Here is a 17129-nt window from a genome sequence, read left to right on the forward strand (position 1 = left end):
ACAGCCCCGACGTCACCGGCTCGCCGGCATCGGGCTGCGGGGCGATAGGCGACGGACGGCGCAGCGGCGACGGGCGAATGCCGGCCCGAGCCGCACAAGGTTGACCTCAAGCTTGCTTGACGTTGCACGCTCGGAAGGCGAACCCGATCCGTCTTCTCTTGGAGCACCCCATGCATGCCGTCGTTCTGCACTCTTTCGGTCCCGCCGAGAACCTGCGTTACGAGGTGGTCCCCGACCCCGAGCCCGGCCCCGGCCAGGTGCGCATCGCCGTGAAGGCGGCCGGTGTGCACTTCATCGAGACCGTCATGCGGTCCGGGGCGACCGGAGGGATCATGCCGCCGCTGCCCGAGCTGCCGACGATCTTCGGCGGCGAGGTCGCGGGCCGCGTGGACGCCGTCGGCCCGGACGTGGATCCGTCCTGGATCGGCCGTGACGTGGTGACCTCGGGCGGCCGTCCCGGCGGGTACGCCGAGCTGGCCGTCGCCGACGTGACCGCCCTGCACCCGCTGCCCGAGGGGATGGACCACGTGACGGCCGCCGCGATGATCGTCACCGGCGCCACCACGATGCACTTCCTGGACGTGGCCGCGCTGACCTCCGCCGACGTGGTGCTGGTGACGTCGGCGGCCGGCGGGATCGGGCGGCTGGTCGTCCAGTACGCCCGCCGCATCGGCGCCACCGTGGTCGGCGCGGCGGGCGGGCCCGCCAAGGTGGCCGCCGTCCGCGACCTCGGTGCCGACCTCGCCGTCGACTACAACCAGCCGGGCTGGGACGAGGAGGTCGCCGGGCACCTCGGGGGCCGCAAGGTCACGGCGGTGCTCGACGGGGTGGGCGGCGACAAGGGGCGCGCCGCGTTCGGGCTGCTGGCCGACGGCGGCCGGTACGTCACCATCGGCAACGCCTCCCGTGCGGACTTCTGGCCTGCGGACGAGGAGCTGTACGCGCGCGGTCTCACCGCGACCAGCGCCCTGCAGCTCCTGCACGAGCATCCGGAGAAGAGGCCCGAGTACGAGTCCAGGGCCCTGGCCGCCGCGGCCGATGGCACGCTCGTGCCGGCCGTACAGACCTTCCCGCTGGAGCAGGCCGCCCAGGCCCACGCCGCCCTCGAATCCCGGCGCACCACAGGCAAGGTCGTCCTCGTCCCGTGACGGAGGGACCCGCCGGCCTTCGGTGTGGCGACGCCGGCCGGAGCGCGCCCGGCCCCTGGCGTCCTCGGCCTCACGTCGGCCGAGGCTGAGGTGCGGCCGTCGGCGAGTGCGCTCGGCTCCGAAGCACGGCTCCCCGGGCGAGCGCCACTCCACCCCGGGGCGCGTCAGCCCGGCGGCGAGCGCCTCCCACCCACCACCTCGGCCCGACCGATGCGGCAGCGAACGCATCTCACCCCACCCCAAGAAACGGCCAATGTGGCGACAGGCGCATCTCACCCACCCCGAGGAACAGCCGATGCGACAGCGAACGCATCTCACCCCCCACCCCGAGGGACGGCCGGTGTGGCGGCGAAGAGCATTAAGAGCTGAAAAATATCTTCGCAAAGATCTCGCCTGAGAAGGAAAATGTTGAGACGCTGAGTCGCGATATGCGCCCCCCCAGTCCCGAGGAGTGGTTCATGCGCAGACTACTGGCGACCTCGCTGGTCGCCCTGCTGGCCTTAACGCCGGCGAGCCCCGCCCAGGCGGAGGCGCAGGCGCCGGCCGATCGGCAGCAGGCGTTCGCGGCGGCGGCGAAGGAGTTCGGAGTCCCCGAGAGCGTGCTGCTGGGCGTCTCCTACCTGGCGTCCCGGTGGGACGCGCACGCCGGGCAGCCGTCCGTCGACGCGGGCTTCGGCCCCATGCACCTGACCGACGCCGCCGCCTTCACCGCAGGCAACCATCATGACGCGGGCAAGGAGGACGCGCGCGGCGACGAGAGCCGTCCGCTGCCCGCCCCCGAGCCCAGGCCCGCACCCGAGGAGCTGCCGGCCTCGCTGCGCACCATGGAGCGGGCCGCGCAGCTGACCGGCGAGAGCCGCGAGCGGCTGCGTACGGACGCCGCCGCCAACATCCGCGGCGGCGCGGCGCTGCTCGCCGACTACCAGAAGTCGCTCGGCGCGCCGCTCAGCGACGACCCCGGCCAGTGGTACGGCGCGGTCGCGAAGTACTCGGGCGCCGAGGAGGCGGGCGCGGCCAAGTTCTTCGCCGACGAGGTCTTCTCGATCATCAAGGAGGGGGCCGAGCGGACGACGGACGACGGCCAGCGGGTCCGCCTGCCCGCCATGCCGCGCCTGAACGCGATCACGAAGTGGCTGGAGAAGCTCGGCCTGCGCCCGCCGGTGCGTCCTGACGGCATCGAGTGCCCGGCCTCGATCTCGTGCGAGTGGATCCCGGCCGCGTACGAGCAGCTGCCGAACGACGACTACGGCCACTACGACCTGGCGAACCGCCCGGCCAGCCAGAAGGTCGAATACATCATCATCCACGACATGGAGGGATATTTCCTGCCCTCCATCCGCCTCAACCAGGACCCCACCTACGGCGCGAGCTGGCACTACTCCGTCCGCTCCACCGACGGCCACATCGCCCAGCACATCAAGACCAAGGACGTCGCCTGGCAGGCGGGCAACTGGTACATCAACGCCAAGTCCGTCGGCATCGAGCACGAGGGCTTCCTGGCGGAGGGCGGCACCTGGTACACCGAGGCGATGTACCGCTCGTCGGCCCGCCTGGTCCGCTACCTCGCGCTCAGGCACGGCGTGCCGCTCGACCGGGCCCACATCCTCGGCCACGACAACGTCCCCGGCACCCTGCCGTCCACGGTGCAGGGCATGCACGAAGACCCGGGCCCGTTCTGGGACTGGGCGCACTACTTCCAGCTCATGGGCGCGCCGCTGCACGGCCTGGGCGGCCCGCGTTCCGGCGCGGTGATGATCAAGCCGGACTTCGCCACGAACAAGCCGTACTTCTACGGCTGCGACCGGCAGAACCCGGAGGCCGACTGCCCGCCGCTGCCGGCCGGCACCGTGTGGCTGCGCACGGAGCCGCGCGAGGACGCGCCGCTGGTGAAGGACATCGGCAAGCACCCGACCGGCGAGTCCCTCTACAGCGTGTACGACCACAGCGCCCGCGCCAGCACCGGCCAGCGCTTCGCCGTGGCCGAGCGCCGCGGCGACTGGACGGCCATCTGGTACCTGGGTCAGAAGGCGTGGTTCCACAACCCGGCATCGAACCCGACCGCCGTGCCGTCCATGGGCCTGGTGGTCACCCCGAAGCCGGGCAAGGAGACCGTGCCGGTGTACGGCAGGGCCTACCCCGAGCAGGAGGCGTACCCGGAGGGCATCCCGTACCAGGAGGTGACCCCGCTGCAGTACACGTTCTCGGCGGGCGAGAAGTACACACTCGCGGGCGTGGCGCCGGCGGAGTACTACCGGGCGGTCACCTTCAACCTGGAGGACCACACGGTCGTGCGCGGCAAGACCAAGTACCTGCAGATCCAGTTCGGCCACCGCGTCATGTTCGTCAAGGCTGACGACGTCCGGGTGATGTTCTCCGGGTGAACTCGGTGACGGCGCGCCTGGTGCTTTCGAGCGCCTCCTGAGAGGAGTCGAACGTGCGCTGGGCGACGCCGACGAACAGGCAGTCGACGACGAGGAGCTGGCTGATCCTGCTGGCCAGGGCGCCGGGACGGAACTCCGTCTCGCGCCCGGCCGAGATCAGCACGTGTTCGGCCAGCTCCGCGATCGAGGAGCGGGGGTTGTTGGTGATGGCGACCGTGGTGGCCCCCGCCTCCTTGGCCCGGCTCAGCGGCTCCAGCACGTCGGGGGTCTCGCCGGAGGTGCTGATGCCGATGGCGACGTCACCTTCACGCAGCAGCACGGCGCTGGTCAGCGCAAGGTGGGCGTCCTGGAAGGCGTGGCTGGACAGGCCGATGCGCATCAGCTTCTGTGCGACGTCCTCGGCGACCAGGCCCGAGGCGCTGACGCCGTAGGCGTCGATCCTGCGGGCGCCGACGATGGCGTCGACCACCAGGCCGAGCCGCTCGGAGGTGAGCTGGGCGACGGTGTCGTTGATCGCCTCCGACTCGGCCCGCGCCACCTTGTGGATGACCTCCGACAAAGGGTCGTCGGGGGCGAGGTCGCCGGGCACCAGCCGGTCGGGCTGTGCGGCGGCGGCCGCTAAGGCCAGCCTGAGCTGCGGGTAGCCGGAGAAGCCGAGCAGCCGCGCGGTGCGCACGATCGTGGCCTCGCTGGTGCCGGAGGCGGCGGAGAGCTCGGTGATGGTGCTCCTGGCCACCGTCGCGGGGTCTTCGAGGATGAGGCGGGCGACGGTCTGGGCGGCAGGCGTCAGCGACGGCAGCACACCGCGGACCGTGGCCACCAGAGTGTCGGCCCGCAGGCCGTTCCCGCTGTCGTCCACCCCCTGATTATGCCGTGTTGACCGCATAGTTGGCCGCACGAGGGAATGCCGCTGTCCTAGCGCAATGTCCCGTTCGTCATGCCGGTCGGTTCCTCGGGCACGGTGACGAGGCCCAGCTCCGCCGGGGTGACGAGCAGCGGGTGGTGCGGGACGACGCGCACGGTGTAGCCGAACGCGCCGGTGCGGTCGAGCGGCACCTTCCCCGTGTAGTGGGCGCGCCGGTCGTCGTCCACCGACTGCACCGACAGCGTCGCATACGACGGGCGCTCCAGCTCGTCGTGCGGCCCGACCTTCCCGTACGCGGCCTGCACCTGCACGTCATCGGGATCGAGGTCGCCGAGCGCGATCGTGGCGTGCAGCTCGATCGAGGCTCCGACCTCCGGCGTGTCGCCCACGCCCGTCGCCTCGACGTGCTCGACCCGCACTCCCGGCCAGGCCCTGGTCACCCGCACCCGCCAGGCGGCGAACGCCTTGGCGGGGGCGTAGGAGTCGGCCGACAGCGCGCGGGCGGAGGCGGCGGCCGGGTTGTAGAGGTTGAGCACGTACTCGCGGAGCATGCGCCCGGCGAGCACCTTCGGGCCGAGCGAGGCCAGCGTGTGCTTGACCATCTCCATCCAGCGGCGCGGCAGGCCGTCGTAGGCGCGGTCGTAGAAGCGGTCGGACACCTCGTCCTCGATGAGGTCGTAGAGGGCTGCGGCCTCCAGCTCGTCGCGGCGGTCGGGGTTGGCGACGCCGTCGGCGGTGGGGATGGCCCAGCCGTTGGTGCCGTCGTACCACTCGTCCCACCAGCCGTCGCGGATGGACAGGTTGAGCCCGCCGTTGAGCGCGGACTTCATGCCCGAGGTGCCGGACGCCTCCAGCGGGCGCAGCGGGTTGTTCAGCCAGACGTCGCAGCCCTGCACCATGAGCTGCCCGAGCGCCATGTCGTAGTCGGGCAGGAACACGATCCGGTGGCGGACCTCCGGCTGGTCGGCGAACTTGACGATCTGCTGGATCAGCTTCTTGCCGCCCTCGTCGGCGGGGTGCGCCTTGCCGGCGATCACGATCTGCACCGGGCGGTCGGGGTGCAGCAGCAGCTCCCTGAGCCGAGCCGGGTCGCGCAGCATGAGCGTGAGCCGCTTGTACGACGGCACCCGCCGCGCGAACCCGATGGTCAGCACCTCGGGGTCGAGCGCGTCGTCGATCCAGCCCAGCTCGGCGTCGGAGGCCCCGCGCTCGCGCCACGACTTGCGCAGCCGTACGCGGGCCCCTTCGACCAGCCGCCTGCGCAACTGGCCGCGGATCCGCCAGATCTCCTCGTCGGGGATCTTCTGGATGTCCTCCCAGCCGCGGGCCCGCTCCACCAGCGTGGGCACCTCGCGCCCGGCCAGCTCCATGAGCTCGCGGCCGACCCAGGTGGGGGCGTGGACGCCGTTGGTGATCGAGCCGATCGGCACCTCGTCCACGTCAAAACCGGGCCAGAGATCTTTGAACATCTCCCGGCTGACTTCGCCGTGGAGTTTGGAGACGCCGTTGACCCGCTGGGCCAGGCGCATGCCCATCACGGCCATGTTGAACCTGGACGGATCGGACTCCGCGCCCAGCGCGAGAATGCGTTCGACGGGCACGGTCGGCCAGGCGTTCGCGCCGCCGAAGTGCCGCTCGATCATGTCGCGCGGGAAGCGGTCGATGCCGGCGGGCACGGGCGTGTGGGTGGTGAACACGGTGCCCGCGCGCACCGCCTCGAGCGCCTCGTCGAACGACATGCGGGCCTCGGTCAGCTCGCGGATGCGTTCGAGCCCGAGGAAGCCGGCGTGGCCCTCGTTGGTGTGGAAGACCTCGGGCTCGGGGTGGCCGGTGATGCGGCAGTAGGCGCGGATCGCGCGTACGCCGCCCACGCCGAGCAGCAGCTCCTGCATGAGCCTGTGGTCGGTGCCGCCGCCGTAGAGCCGGTCGGTGACGTCCCTGGCCGCGTTGTCGTTCTCGGCCACGTCGGAGTCGAGCAGCAGCAGCGGCACCCGGCCCACCTGCGCGACCCACACCTGGGCGTGCAGGACGCGCTCGTCGGGCAGCGACAGGCGGATCTTGACGGGCGTGCCGTCGGGCTCCTTGAGCAGGCTGAGCGGCAGCCCGCCGGCGTCGAGCGACGGGTAGTGCTCGAGCTGCCAGCCCTCGGGTGAGAGCGTCTGGGTGAAGTAGCCGTGGCGGTAGAGCAGGCCCACCGCGAGTATGGGCACGCCCAGGTCGCTGGCGGCCTTCAGGTGGTCGCCGGCGAGGATGCCGAGGCCGCCGGAGTACTGCGGGAGCGCGGCGGCGATGCCGAACTCCGGCGAGAAGTAGGCGATGGCCCGCGCGCTGTCGGGCAGCGTCTGGTACCAGCGTGGAGCGGTCATGTATTCGCGCAGGTCGTCCGCCGCGTCGGCGAGGCGGCGCAGGAACCGGCGGTCGGCGGCCAGCTCGGTGAGCCGGGCCGGGGTGACGGCGCCGAGCAGGGCCACGGGGTCATGGCCGACCTGTTCCCACAGATCGGCGTCGACCTCCGCGAAGAGGTCCATTGTCTCCGGGTGCCATGACCAGCGGAGATTGTGGACGAGCTCGCCGAGCGCGGCCAGCTCCGCGGGCAGGACGGTGCGGACGGTAAACCGGCGGATAGCTCTCACGTTTCTGCACCCTACGGGCTAGGAGGGACCTCTGAGTCCTTCACCCTCATCAAGGCCCTTCAAACCCCTTCCGGGAACAAGCATGAAGAGCGACTATTGGGGCAACTTTCCAGGTTGTTGGGCTATCCCGCGCTCACTCGTGGGAGGTCTATCCACTGCTGTCCACAAATCACATGCAAGGATCGATCCTGCCAGGGAAAGCCTCCGGCGGCACCGGGAGTGTCGCCGCAAACCTCTGAATGCGATGATCGGACGAATTCCCATCACGGACATCTCCCCCGTCGTCGACTGCGGGCAGTGGCCCGCGAAGGCGGTCGCCGGCGAGACCTTCGAGATCTCGGCGACCGTGTTCAGAGAAGGACACGACGCTGTCGCGGCGGGCGTGGTGCTGACCTCGCCCGACGGGCAGCGCGGACGTTTGAGACAGATGCGCGAGCTGGCGCCCGGCACCGACCGGTGGGGCGTCGAGGTCTCGCTGCCCGCCGAAGGCGACTGGCTGTTCCGCGTCGAGGCGTGGAGCGACCCGATCACGACCTGGCTGCACGACGCGGAGATCAAGATCCCGCGCGGCATGGACGTGGACCTCATGTGCGAGGAGGGCGCCCGGCTGTTCGAGCGGGCGGCCAAGGCCGTGCGCCCGGCCGACTGCCCCAACGCCGGGGAGGTGAAGAACGGCGGGCAGCGGCAGAACGGCACCGGCGAGGGCGCCTGCGGCCACCGCGCGGCCCTGCTGTCGATCTCGGCCACGCTGCGTGACGAGAACCTCGACCCGCGGGCCCGGCTGTCGATCGCCCAGCTTCCCGAGACGGCCGCGCTCCTTGAGGCGCATCCGTTCCGCGAGCTGGTGACCAGGTCGAAGTCGCACAAGATCAGGGTGGACCGGCGCAGGGCGCTCTACGGCTCCTGGTACGAGTTCTTCCCCCGGTCGGAAGGCGCCGTGGTCAGCGAGAACGGCATGTCGAAGTCCGGCACGTTCCAGACGGCCGCCAAGCGGCTGCCCGCGATCGCCAAGATGGGCTTCGACGTCGTCTACCTGCCGCCCATCCATCCGATCGGCAAGACGTTCCGCAAGGGGCGCAACAACACGCTGAGCCCCGAGCCCGACGACCCCGGCTCGCCGTGGGCGATCGGCTCGGAGGACGGCGGCCACGACGCGGTCCACCCCGACCTGGGCACGATCGAGGACTTCGACGCGTTCGTCGCCCGTGCGCGGGAGCTGGGCATGGAGATCGCGCTGGACTTCGCGCTCCAGTGCTCACCGGACCACCCGTGGGTGAAGGAGCACCCCGAGTGGTTCACGATCAGGGCCGACGGCTCGATCGCGTACGCGGAGAACCCGCCGAAGAAGTACCAGGACATCTACCCGCTCAACTTCGACAAGGACCCCGAGGGGATCTACAACGAGGTCAAGCGGGTGCTGCGGCACTGGATGGACCACGGGGTGCGGATCTTCCGGGTGGACAACCCGCACACCAAGCCGGTGTCGTTCTGGGAGCGGCTGCTGGCCGATGTGCACCGCACCGACCCTGATGTGATCTTCCTCTCCGAGGCGTTCACGCGGCCGGCGATGATGCGTACGCTGGCGAAGACCGGTTTTCACCAGTCTTATACGTATTACACGTGGAAGAACAGCAAATGGGATGTTGAGAGCTACTTGACCGAACTGGCCAAGGAGACCTCTGCTTACCTGCGGCCGAACCTGTTTGTGAACACTCCGGACATCCTGCATGAATACCTGCAGCACGGCGGGGTGCCGGCGTTCAAGATCAGGGCCGTGCTCGCCGCGCTCGCCTCGCCGACGTGGGGCGTCTATTCCGGTTACGAACTCTACGAAAACGTGCCGGTTCGCCCCGGCAGCGAGGAATACCTAGATAGCGAAAAATATCAGTACAAACCGCGCGATTGGGCCGCGGCCGAACGCGAAGGACGGACCCTCGCTCCCTTCATCACTCATCTGAATTTGTTCCGAAGAGCGCATCCCGCGCTTCAAGAATTGCGTAATCTACGGTTCCACAGGGTCGACTCACCGGACATCGTTTGCTTCTCCAAACGACTCCCGGGCGCCTATGACCCGGCCACACGAAGGCACGGTCTGGGCGACGTCGTCATAGCGGTCGTCAACCTCGATCCACACCACACCCACGAGGCGACTGTTGATCTCGACCTGCCTGCGCTCGGCCTCGACTGGAACGCCGAGTTCGTCGTCGACGACGAGTTGTCAGGCGAGTCGTACCGCTGGCGGCAGAGCAACTATGTACGCCTCGACCCCCACATCCAGCCTGCCCATATTCTCACCGTAAGAGCCGCGCCACGGTAAGAACCGAATTCAGCGGGGAGTCTTCGACGTGTGTGAAAGCGCCTCCCTCATGAGCCTCCTGCGAGGCGGCTCATGAGCCTCACACCTATTCCCAACACCTTTGACGAGGAGAAACCGCGCGACCCCCATTGGTACAAGCGCGCGGTCTTCTACGAGGTCCTGATCCGGGGTTTCTCCGACTCCAACGGCGACGGGACCGGCGATATCCGGGGACTCATCAACAAGCTCGACTACCTGCAGTGGCTGGGCGTGGACTGTCTGTGGCTGCTGCCCCTGTATGAATCGCCGCTGCGCGACGGTGGTTACGACATCTCCGATTTCATGAAGATCCTTCCCGAGTTCGGCGACCTCGGGGACTTCGTGAAGCTGGTCGACGAGGCGCACAAACGCGGCATGCGGGTCATCGCCGACCTGGTCATGAACCACACCAGCGACGCGCATCCGTGGTTCCAGGCGTCCCGGCACGACCCCGAGGGCCCGTACGGCGACTTCTACGTCTGGTCCGACACCGACGAGAAGTACCAGGACGCCCGGATCATCTTCATCGACACCGAGACGTCCAACTGGACCTACGACCCCGTACGCGGCCAGTACTACTGGCATCGCTTCTTCCACCACCAGCCGGACCTCAACTACGAGAACCCGGCCGTGCAGGAGGCCATGCTGGAGGTCCTGCGGTTCTGGCTGGACCTGGGCATCGACGGGTTCCGGCTGGACGCGGTGCCGTACCTCTTCGAGGAGGAGGGCACCAACTGCGAGAACCTGCCGAAGACCCACCAGTACCTCAAGCGCATCCGCGCCGAGGTGGACCGGCTCTACCCCGACCGGGTCCTGCTCGCCGAGGCCAACCAGTGGCCGTCGGACGTGGTGGAGTACTTCGGCGACCCGGTCAACGGCGGGGACGAGTGCCACATGGCCTTCCATTTCCCGCTGATGCCGCGGATCTTCATGGCCGTCCGCAGGGAGTCCCGCTTCCCCATTTCCGAAATTTTGGCTCAAACGCCGAAAATTCCGGAAAATTGCCAATGGGGGATCTTCCTCCGCAACCACGACGAGCTCACGCTCGAAATGGTCACGGACGAAGAGCGCGACTACATGTACGCCGAGTACGCCAAAGACCCCCGCATGCGGGCGAACGTCGGCATCCGCCGCCGCCTCGCGCCCCTGCTGGAGAACGACCGCAACCAGATCGAGCTGTTCACCGCGCTGCTGCTCTCGCTGCCCGGCTCCCCCGTGCTCTACTACGGCGACGAGATCGGCATGGGCGACAACATCTGGCTCGGCGACCGCGACGGCGTGCGCACCCCCATGCAGTGGGACCCCGACCGCAACGCCGGCTTCTCCGACTGCGACCCCGGCCGGCTCTACCTGCCGGTCATCATGGACCCGATCTACGGCTACCAGGCCATCAACGTCGAGGCCCAGCAGAAGAACGCGGGCTCGCTGCTGCACTGGACCCGCCGGATGATCGAGATCCGCAAGCGGCATCCGGTCTTCGGGCTCGGCGGCTACGCGGAGCTGAACTCCTCCAACCCCAGCGTGCTCGCGTTCGTCCGCGAGCTGGGCGACGACCGGATGCTGTGCGTGAACAACCTGTCACGCTTCCCGCAGCCGGTGGAGCTGGACCTGCGCAGGTTCGTGGGGGTGTCACCGGTGGAGACGATGGGCGGCGTACCATTCCCGGCGATTGGCGAACTTCCGTATCTTTTGACGCTTCCCGGGCATGGGTTCTATTGGTTCACACTCCCGCCGGCCATCACCCAGGAGGAGTAGGGCGTGCTTGATCAGCTCCTTGCCGTATGGATCAGCCGTCAGCGTTGGTTCGGCGGCAAGGGGCGCCCGATCGACGAGCTGTCGATCGAGGCGGACGTCGAGCTCTCCCCCGGGCTGCGGCACCTCGTGATCGCGGTCTGGCAGGAGGGCTCGCGTGACCGCTACCAGCTTCTGGTGGGCGAGCGTACGGACCTGCCCGACCGGCTGAGCCACGCCCTCATCGGCACCGCGGGCGACACCTACCTCTACGACGCGGTGCATGACAGCGACCTGATGCACGTGCTGCTCGAGGGCATGGCGGCCGGTGAGACCCGCAGCGGCCTGCGCATGCGGCACGTGCCGGACCACGTCATCGACACCTCGCCCCGCAGCTCCGTGCTCGGGGCCGAGCAGTCCAACACCTCGCTGGTGTACGGGGACTCCTACATCTGCAAGCTCTTCCGTCGGCTCATCCCCGGCGTCAACCCCGAACTGGAGATCATCACCGCGCTGGCGGCCAGGAACGCGCCGCACATCGCGCAGCCGTACGGGTGGATCGAGGCCGATCTCGACGGCACCGCCACCACACTCGCGATCATGCAGGAGTACCTCACACCCGCCAACGACGGCTGGGACCTCGCGCTGGCCAGCGTGCGCGACCTGTACGCCTCCATGCCCGAGGTGCCGGCGGGCGAGGCGGGCGGCGACTTCGCGGCCGAGGCGCTGCGGCTGGGCATGGCCACTGCCCGCGTGCACCACGAGCTGGCCGCCGCCTTCCCCACGGACGTCGTGGAGATCCACGAGATCAAGCGCATGGCGGAGGGGTTCAGGCGGCGGCTGGGCCGGGCCGTGGGCGAGGTACCCGAGCTGCGGGAGCATGTGAGCGTCATTGAGGACGCCTACCACCAGGTGGAGCTGCTCACCACAGAGGTGCCCGTGCAACGTGTTCACGGAGACTTCCATCTGGGGCAGGTCATGCGCACCCCGACGGACTGGGTGATCCTCGACTTCGAAGGCGAACCGGGCCAGCCACTCGCCGAGCGCCGCGCCCTCTACTCGCCGCTGCGGGACGTCGCGGGCATGCTGCGCTCGTTCGACTACGCGGCCCGCCACCTGCTCGCCGGGCACTCCGAGGCCGAGAAGCTGGAGCCCCGCGCCCAGGAGTGGGCCGACCGCAACCGCGCCGCCTTCCTCGACGGCTACGCCGAAGGCGGCGGCGTGATCACTCCGGCCGACGCGGCGCTGCTGCGGGCGTTCGAGCTGTCCAAGGCGGTCTACGAGGTCGTGTACGAGGCCCGCAACCGCCCCACGTGGCTGCCCATCCCGCTGGCCGCCTTCCGCCCGCGCACCACGTGAGCCGCCGTCACGCCGATGCGGGCTCGTCCACCAGCTCCTCGACCAGCCCCGACAGGCCCTCGTGCCCCAGGCCGCGCGCCACGCGGCGCTCCATGATCTCCTGCATCGGCAGCAGCAGGTCGGGCCGCACGCCCTGCTCGTGGAACGCGCGCGGGCGCCGCGCTGCGGGTGAAGGTGTCGCAACTGCGGCGGGCGCTGGGGGACCGTGAGCTGGTGGCGTACCGGCCGCCGGGGTACGCGCTCTTGGCCGAGCCCGAGGCCGTGGACGCCGGGCTGTTCGCCTCCCTGCTTCAGCGCGCCCGTCGGACCGCCGGGCTTGAGGAGCGCGCGGCGCTGCTGCGTCAGGCGCTCGACCTGTGGCGGGGACCTGCCTTCGCCGAGTTCGCGAGCGCCCCCTTCGCGCTCGCGGCCGTCTCCAGGCTGGACGAGCAGCGGCTGGTGGCGTACGAGGAGCTGGCCGAGACGCGGCTCGGGCTCGGCGAGCACGCGCTGGTGGCCGCCGAGCTGGCCGACCTGGTGGCCGCGCATCCCCTTCGGGAACGGCTGCGCGCCGCGCACATCCGCGCCCTGTACGGGGCCGGGCGGCCCGGCGAGGCGCTGGCCGGCTACCAGGACCTGCGCAGGCGGCTGGCCGGAGAGCTGGGCCTCGACCCCGGGCCCGAGCTGGTCGAGCTGTCGAGGTCGCCGAGGCGGTCGCCGCCGTGCTCGGGCTGCGCGACGACGCGCCCGGCGCGCTCCAGGACCGCCTGCCCGCCGCGCTCGCCGGTCGGCCGACGCTGCTCGTGCTGGACAACTGCGAGCACGTCATCGAGCAGGTCGCCGAGCTGGCCGGGCGGCTGCTGCGGGCCGCACCGGAGCTGCGCGTGCTGGCCACCGGCCAGGAGCCGCTGCGCATCGAGGGCGAGACCGTGTACGCCGTGCCGCCGCTCGACCTGGAGGCGGCCGTCGAGTTGTTCACCGCCCGCGCCGCGCTCGGCACCCGCCCGAGCGGCGAGGCCGATCCCGACGTGGTGGAGATCTGCGCGCGGCTGGACGGCATCCCCCTCGCGCTGGAGCTGGCCGCCACGCGCATGCGCACGCTGACGCCCCGGCAGCTCGCCGAGCGGCTCGACGACCGGTTCCGGCTGCTCGCCTCCGGGCATCGCGACGCGCCGGCCAGGCAGCGCACGCTGCGGGCGATGATCGACTGGAGCTGGGAGCTGCTGACCGGCGCGGAACGGCTGGTGCTGCGCCGCCTGGCCGTGCACGCCGACGGCTGCACGCTGGAGGCGGCCGAGGACGTCTGCGCGGAACCGGGCCTCGACGTGCTCGACCTCCTGGCCCGCCTGGTGGACCGCTCGCTCGTCCTCCGGACGACGGGCCCCGGGGCGGATGGCCGGTACCGGCTGCTGGAGTCGGTGTCGGCGTACTGCGTGGAACGGCTGGAGGCGGCGGGAGAGCTGGATGAGGTGCGGCTGCGGCACCTGCGCCACTACACCGCGCTGGCCGAACGCCTGGAGCCCGCGCTGCGCGGCGAGCACGCTCGCCGAGATCACCGGCGACTACGCACGCGCGGCGGCGCTGCGTGCCGAGCAGCTGCGCTTCGCCGAGGATCTGGGCCTGTGGAGCACGGTGCCGGACGCGCTGTCGCGGCTCGGCCGCGTCGCGCTGCTCACCGGCGACCGCGCGCGGGCCGACGAGTACCACGAGCGGGCCAGGCGGCTCGCGGCGGCGCAGTCGAACCGGCCCGCCGAGGAGTTCGCCGAGGTGGGGCTGGCGCTGAGCGCGCGCAGGCAGGGCAGGCTGGACGAGGCCGAGCGGCGGTTGCGCGCCTGGCTCGGCTGGGTCGATGACGTCGCGGGCGACCCCGGGGCGGCGCTGATCCTGGCCGAGCTGGGGTTCGTGGCCGAGCAGCGCGGCGCCGCGGCCAAGGCGCTCGACCTCCAGCTCCGCGGCCTGGCGATGGCGCGCAAGGTCGGCGATCCCCGTGCGGTGGCGCTGGCCCTTGAGGGCCTGGCCGGCGCGCGTGCGCTCGGCGGCCGTCACGGGGAGGCGGCGCGGCTGCTCGGCCGGGCCGCCGCGCTCAGGGAGTCGGTGGGCGCGCCGCTGCCGGCCGGCGAGCGGGGCGACGTGGACCGCATCGCCGCGGCCGTCCGCGCTGCCCTGGGCGAGGAGGAGTACGCGGGCGAGTGCGCCGCGGGCGCGGTCACGCCGCTGGAGGAGGCGCTGGCGAGCGTCCTGCCCGAAGACGCCGGGTCGCTGGCGGCCCTGCTGTCCGAGGACTCCGCACCGCGGGAAAGCCGGCCGGGCGACGGCTTGGAGGACGCGTTCACGGCCGCCGTTAAGAGCGCATCGCCGGAAAGCATCCCTGGTGCACCTTTTGTCTAAACCCAAGAACAACCCCGGTTTTCCGCACTTGCAGTGATTGTCGGGGTGAAAGCGGGCAGTGCCTGGGATGAACGGTCAACTTAGGGCAGGGTTGGGAGCATGCCGATGAGGACAGAGCTCGACCGCCTCGCAGGCGGCGCGCACCACGATCCGCACTCCGTGCTCGGAGCGCACCCCGTAGACGGCGGGGTGGTGTTCCGCGCGCTGCGCCCGCTCGCCGAGCGCGTGCGGGTGGTGCTGGAGGACGGCTCTGCCCACGACATGAAGCACCAGGCGCACGGCGTCTTCGAGGTGACGGTGCCGGGCCTGGACAAGGTGCCCACGTACACGTTGAGCGTGAAATATCCGGGCGCGGAGCCGTACGAGATGCGCGACCCGTACCGGCACTGGCCGACGCTCGGCGAGGTGGACCTGCACCTCATCAGCGAGGGCCGGCACGAACGGCTGTGGGAGGCGCTCGGCGCGCGCGTGATGAAGCATGAGGACGTCGAGGGCACGGCGTTCGCCGTCTGGGCGCCCAACGCGCGCGGCATCCGCGTGATCGGCGACTTCAACCACTGGGACGGCACCGCCTACCCGATGCGCTCGCTGGGCCGTTCCGGCGTGTGGGAGCTGTTCATCCCGGGCCTCGGGGCCGGTGAGCGGTACAAGTACCAGATCCTGGGCGCCGACGGCGTGTGGCGGGAGAAGGCCGACCCGATGGCGCGGCGCACCGAGGTGCCGCCGATGACCGCCTCGGTGATCGACAAGTCCGACTACAGCTGGCAGGACGACGCCTGGATGGTCGCCAGGCGCGAGAAGCAGCCGCAGCAAGAGCCGATGAGCGTCTACGAGGTGCACCTGGGCTCGTGGCGGCCCGGCCTGTCGTACGTGGAGCTCGCCGACCAGCTCTCCGAGTACGTCGTGGACATGGGCTTCACCCACGTGGAGCTGCTGCCGGTGGCCGAGCACCCGTTCGGCGGCTCGTGGGGCTACCAGGTGACCTCCTACTACGCGCCGACGGCCAGGTTCGGCACACCCGACGAGTTCCGCCACTTCGTCGACGTCATGCACCAGCGCGGCATCGGCGTGCTGCTCGACTGGGTGCCCGCGCACTTCCCGATGGACGACTGGGCGCTGGCCCGCTTCGACGGCACCCCGCTGTACGAGCACGCCGACCCGGCCAGGGGCGAGCACCCCGACTGGGGCACGTACGTCTTCGACTTCGGCCGCAGGGAGGTGCGCAACTTCCTGGTGGCCAACGCGCTGTTCTGGCTGAAGGAGTTCCACATCGACGGCCTGCGGGTGGACGCGGTGGCCTCGATGCTCTACCTCGACTACTCGCGGCGCGAGGGCGAGTGGACGCCGAACGTCTTCGGCGGCAGGGAGAACCTCGACGCGGTCGAGTTCCTGAAGGAGATGAACGCGGTCTGCTACCGCGAGGCGCCCGGCATCTCGACGGTGGCGGAGGAGTCGACGGCCTGGCCTGGGGTCTCGCGGCCGGTGCACCTCGGCGGCCTGGGGTTCGGCTTCAAGTGGAACATGGGCTGGATGCACGACACGCTCGAATACCTGCGCCACGAGCCGATCTTCCGCCAGTACCACCATCACCAGATGACGTTCTCGCTGCTGTACGCCTACTCCGAGAACTACGTGCTGCCGCTCTCCCACGACGAGGTCGTGCACGGCAAGGGCTCGCTGCTGGCGAAGATGCCGGGCGACGAGTGGCAGCGGTTCGCGCAGCTCCGGGCGCTGCTCGCGTTCATGTGGGCGCATCCCGGCAAGCAGCTGCTGTTCATGGGCGGCGAGTTCGGCCAGGGCTCGGAGTGGTCGGAGAGCCGCGGGCTCGACTGGTGGGTGCTGGAGTTCGACGGCCACCAGGGCGTGCAGCGGCTGGTACGCGACCTCAACCGGATCTACCGCGACACCCCGGCGCTGTGGGAGCAGGACACCAAGCCCGAGGGCTTCCGGTGGATCGACGCCGACGACGCCTCGGGCAACACGTTCTCGTTCGTCCGGTACGCGGGCGACGGGTCCGCGCTGGCGTGCGTGGTGAACTTCAGCGGCGGGCCGCACGAGCACTACCGGCTGGGCCTGCCGTACGCGGGCCGCTGGACCGAGACGATCAACACCGACGCCTACGACTACTGGGGCAGCGGCGTGGGCAACCTCGGTGCGGTCGAGGCCGACGGCGAGCCGTGGCACGGCCTGCCGTACTCGACGACGCTGCGGGTGCCGCCGCTCGGCGCGGTGTGGTTCACCCACCCCGGCCCGGAGCTGAACGAATGAGTGACGCACGCTGAAAGTTCGGTGAGAAAGCGCGGCGGGGGC

The 17129-nt window shown here is 70.4% G+C and carries 11 protein-coding genes; 8 read left to right on the forward strand and 3 right to left on the reverse strand.

Going from position 1 to position 17129, the window contains the following annotated elements; genetic code table 11:
- Window positions 1–170 precede the first annotated feature (170 nt).
- Window positions 171–1148, forward strand: a complete 978-nt coding sequence (locus tag AB0K67_RS15385; protein WP_364059163.1) for a zinc-binding dehydrogenase — start codon at window positions 171–173, stop codon at window positions 1146–1148.
- Window positions 1149–1606: 458 nt separating this feature from the next.
- Window positions 1607–3529 (forward strand): N-acetylmuramoyl-L-alanine amidase, encoded by a 1923-nt coding sequence (locus tag AB0K67_RS15390; protein WP_364059166.1) that lies wholly within the window; start codon window positions 1607–1609, stop codon window positions 3527–3529.
- Here AB0K67_RS15390 and AB0K67_RS15395 read toward each other — a convergent pair.
- Both AB0K67_RS15395 and glgP read right to left on the reverse strand, forming a co-directional pair.
- Window positions 3492–4388, reverse strand: a complete 897-nt coding sequence (locus AB0K67_RS15395; RefSeq protein WP_364059169.1) for a MurR/RpiR family transcriptional regulator — start codon at window positions 4386–4388, stop codon at window positions 3492–3494. The two genes, AB0K67_RS15390 and AB0K67_RS15395, sit on opposite strands and share 38 nt — an antisense overlap.
- A gap of 56 nt (window positions 4389–4444) precedes the next feature.
- On the reverse strand, window positions 4445–7027 hold the full coding sequence (glgP, locus tag AB0K67_RS15400) for an alpha-glucan family phosphorylase (protein WP_364059172.1): 2583 nt from the start codon (window positions 7025–7027) through the stop codon (window positions 4445–4447).
- A gap of 244 nt (window positions 7028–7271) precedes the next feature.
- Between glgP and AB0K67_RS15405 the strand changes: the two genes are divergently transcribed.
- The 3 genes from AB0K67_RS15405 (at window position 7272) to AB0K67_RS15415 (ending at window position 12452) form a co-directional block, all read left to right on the forward strand.
- Entirely contained in the window at window positions 7272–9344 is a 2073-nt protein-coding gene (locus AB0K67_RS15405; RefSeq protein WP_364059174.1) for an alpha-1,4-glucan--maltose-1-phosphate maltosyltransferase, read from the forward strand.
- A 72-nt stretch (window positions 9345–9416) separates the two neighbouring features.
- Window positions 9417–11117, forward strand: a complete 1701-nt coding sequence (treS, locus tag AB0K67_RS15410; protein ID WP_364059176.1) for a maltose alpha-D-glucosyltransferase — start codon at window positions 9417–9419, stop codon at window positions 11115–11117.
- Between the two features lie 3 nt (window positions 11118–11120).
- On the forward strand, window positions 11121–12452 hold the full coding sequence (locus AB0K67_RS15415; RefSeq protein WP_364059179.1) for a phosphotransferase: 1332 nt from the start codon (window positions 11121–11123) through the stop codon (window positions 12450–12452).
- A gap of 7 nt (window positions 12453–12459) precedes the next feature.
- Here the strand turns inward: AB0K67_RS15415 and AB0K67_RS15420 are convergent, their stop codons facing one another.
- Window positions 12460–12582: a hypothetical protein gene (locus AB0K67_RS15420; RefSeq protein WP_364059182.1), complete on the reverse strand. Its 123-nt coding sequence runs from the start codon at window positions 12580–12582 to the stop codon at window positions 12460–12462.
- Between the two features lie 44 nt (window positions 12583–12626).
- Here AB0K67_RS15420 and AB0K67_RS15425 point away from each other — a divergent pair, with 44 nt between their 5' ends.
- The 3 genes from AB0K67_RS15425 to glgB all read left to right on the forward strand — a co-directional run bounded on the left by AB0K67_RS15425 (window position 12627) and on the right by glgB (window position 17087).
- Window positions 12627–13535, forward strand: coding sequence for an AfsR/SARP family transcriptional regulator (locus AB0K67_RS15425; RefSeq protein WP_364059184.1), 909 nt, complete (start codon window positions 12627–12629; stop codon window positions 13533–13535).
- A gap of 360 nt (window positions 13536–13895) precedes the next feature.
- Window positions 13896–14819 carry a hypothetical protein gene (locus tag AB0K67_RS15430; protein WP_364059187.1) on the forward strand — a complete coding sequence of 308 codons (924 nt, stop codon included), beginning with the start codon at window positions 13896–13898 and terminating at the stop codon, window positions 14817–14819.
- Window positions 14820–14924: 105 nt separating this feature from the next.
- Window positions 14925–17087, forward strand: coding sequence for a 1,4-alpha-glucan branching protein GlgB (glgB, locus tag AB0K67_RS15435; RefSeq protein ID WP_364059190.1), 2163 nt, complete (start codon window positions 14925–14927; stop codon window positions 17085–17087).
- Window positions 17088–17129: the final 42 nt, after the last annotated feature.

This window comes from Nonomuraea sp. NPDC052634, assembly GCF_040678535.1.
In the GTDB taxonomy this organism is placed as follows: Bacteria; Actinomycetota; Actinomycetes; order Streptosporangiales; family Streptosporangiaceae; genus Nonomuraea; species Nonomuraea fastidiosa.

What these genes read in the sequence shown, in the direction of transcription:
- AB0K67_RS15385 (WP_364059163.1), top strand. Translation starts at nt 171, where the DNA reads ATGCATGCCGTCGTTCTGCACTCTTTCGGTCCCGCCGAGAACCTGCGT.
- AB0K67_RS15390 (WP_364059166.1), top strand. Translation starts at nt 1,607, where the DNA reads ATGCGCAGACTACTGGCGACCTCGCTGGTCGCCCTGCTGGCCTTAACG.
- AB0K67_RS15405 (WP_364059174.1), top strand. Translation starts at nt 7,272, where the DNA reads ATGATCGGACGAATTCCCATCACGGACATCTCCCCCGTCGTCGACTGC.
- treS (WP_364059176.1), top strand. Translation starts at nt 9,417, where the DNA reads ATGAGCCTCACACCTATTCCCAACACCTTTGACGAGGAGAAACCGCGC.
- AB0K67_RS15430 (WP_364059187.1), top strand. Translation starts at nt 13,896, where the DNA reads ATGAGGTGCGGCTGCGGCACCTGCGCCACTACACCGCGCTGGCCGAAC.
- glgB (WP_364059190.1), top strand. Translation starts at nt 14,925, where the DNA reads ATGAGGACAGAGCTCGACCGCCTCGCAGGCGGCGCGCACCACGATCCG.